Source organism: Dorea sp. 210702-DFI.3.125 (assembly GCF_020560945.1).
GTDB classification, from domain to species: domain Bacteria; phylum Bacillota; class Clostridia; order Lachnospirales; family Lachnospiraceae; genus Dorea; species Dorea formicigenerans.
The window spans coordinates 1-2,301 of sequence record NZ_JAJCNF010000064.1; the positions used below are offsets into that span (position 1 = coordinate 1).

Annotated in this window: 1 rRNA gene; it reads left to right on the forward strand. The window is 49.6% G+C overall.

Annotated elements, in window-relative coordinates:
• Nucleotides 1-178: 178 nt before the first annotated feature.
• Nucleotides 179-2,301, forward strand: a 23S ribosomal RNA gene (locus LI164_RS15495); the annotation flags it as partial.

Here is a 2,301-nt window from a genome sequence, read left to right on the forward strand (position 1 = left end):
AGAAATATAGATAAGATATTAAATATCTAATCAAGACATCCGAGGTAATTGTTATAAACAGAGTAATAATTACTACACAATTCGAAGAAAACGAATCCAAAAAATTGACCTAGAAGCCAACGCATGCAACGCTATGCATGTGTAAGCAATCATTCATTCCCGTGGATGAGAGCAAGTTGGTTATGCTAATAAGAGCGTATGGTGGATGCCTTGGCACTAAGAGCCGATGAAAGACGTGATAAGCTGCGAAAAGCTTCGGGGAGGAGCAAATATCCTATGATCCGGAGATTTCTGAATGGGGAAACCCACCTGAGCAAACCTCAGGTATCCTAACGCCAATACATAACGTTAGGAGGGGAACCCGGTGAACTGAAACATCTAAGTAGCCGGAGGAAGAGAAAACAACATGTGATTCTGGAAGTAGCGGCGAGCGAAACCGGAAGAGCCCAAACCGGAGTGCGTGCACTCCGGGGTTCGGACCGCGGAATTGATCCAAAAGACTTAACAGAACGGCCTGGGAAGGCCGGCCAGAGAGGGTGAAAGCCCCGTAAGTGAAAGGTCGATTGGCATGGCGGTATCCAGAGTAGGTCGAGACACGTGGAACCTTGACTGAATATGCGGGGACCACCCCGTAAGGCTAAATACTCCTTAGTGACCGATAGCGCATAGTACTGTGAAGGAAAGGTGAAAAGGACCCCGGGAGGGGAGTGAAAAAGAACCTGAAACCATATGTTTACAAGCTGTGGAACCACTTTAAATGTGGAACCGCGTACTTTTTGTAGAACGGTCCGGCGAGTTACGCTGGCTGGCGAGGTTAAGTCCTTAAGGGATGGAGCCGAAGGGAAACCAAGTCTGAATAGGGCGAAGAGTCAGTCGGAGTAGACCCGAAACCGGGTGACCTATCCATGTCCAGGATGAAGTTGCCGTAAAAGGCAATGGAGGTCCGAACCCACATCCGTTGAAAAGGGTGGGGATGAGGTGTGGATAGGGGAGAAATTCCAATCGAACCCGGAGATAGCTGGTTCTCCTCGAAATAGCTTTAGGGCTAGCCTCATACAAGTCTTGCGGAGGTAGAGCACTGAATTTCCTAGGGGGCGTCAAAGCTTACCGAAGAATATCAAACTCCGAATGCCGCGTAGATGGTGTATGGGAGTCAGACTGCACGAGATAAGTTGGGTAGTCAAAAGGGAAAGAGCCCAGACCTGCAGCTAAGGTCCCAAAATGTGTGTTAAGTGGAAAAGGATGTGGGATTTCGAAGACAACTAGGATGTTGGCTCAGAAGCAGCCATACATTCAAAGAGTGCGTAATAGCTCACTAGTCGAGAGGTCCTGCGCCGAAAATGTCCGGGGCTGAAACACACTACCGAAGCTCAGGAATGTACTTGTACATTGGTAGAGGAGCATTGTATACGGGAAGAAGCAGTACCGATAAGGAGCTGTGGACTGTATAGAAGAGAGAATGCCGGAATGAGTAGCGAGAGGAAGGTGAGAATCCTTCCGGCCGAATATCTAAGGTTTCCAGAGTAAAGCTGATCTGCTCTGGGTAAGTCGGGGCCTAAGGCCAGGTCGAAAGACGTAACCGATGGACAACAGGTTGAAATTCCTGTACCGCGATATAACAGAACTGTGGGGACACGTGTGGAGAGCACAAGCCGGGAATGGAAAGCCCGGCGCAAGCAAGGTAGGAGTCGTACTGGCAAATCCGTACGGCAATCCGAAGATGTGATGCGTACCGAATTAAGAGTAGGGAAGAGTGTGAGCCATGCGTCAAGAAAAGCCGCTATTGTTTGTATCGCGCCCGTACCGTAAACCGACACAGGTGGATGAGGAGAGAATCCTAAGGCCGACGGGAGAAGCATTGTTAAGGAACTCGGCAAAATGACTCCGTAACTTCGGGAGAAGGAGTGCCACTGAGAGGTGGCCGCAGAGAATTGGCCCAAGCAACTGTTTAGCAAAAACACAGGTCTATGCAAAACCGAAAGGTGAAGTATATGGGCTGACGCCTGCCCGGTGCTGGAAGGTTAAGGGGAGAGGTTAGCGCAAGCGAAGCTTTGAACTTAAGCCCCAGTAAACGGCGGCCGTAACTATAACGGTCCTAAGGTAGCGAAATTCCTTGTCGGGTAAGTTCCGACCCGCACGAAAGGCGTAATGATTTGGGCACTGTCTCAACAATGCACCCGGTGAAATTGAAATACCAGTGAAGATGCTGGTTACCTGCGCCAGGACGGAAAGACCCCATGGAGCTTTACTCCAGCTTGATACTGGGATTCGGTATTGCATGTACAGGATAGGTGGGAGGCT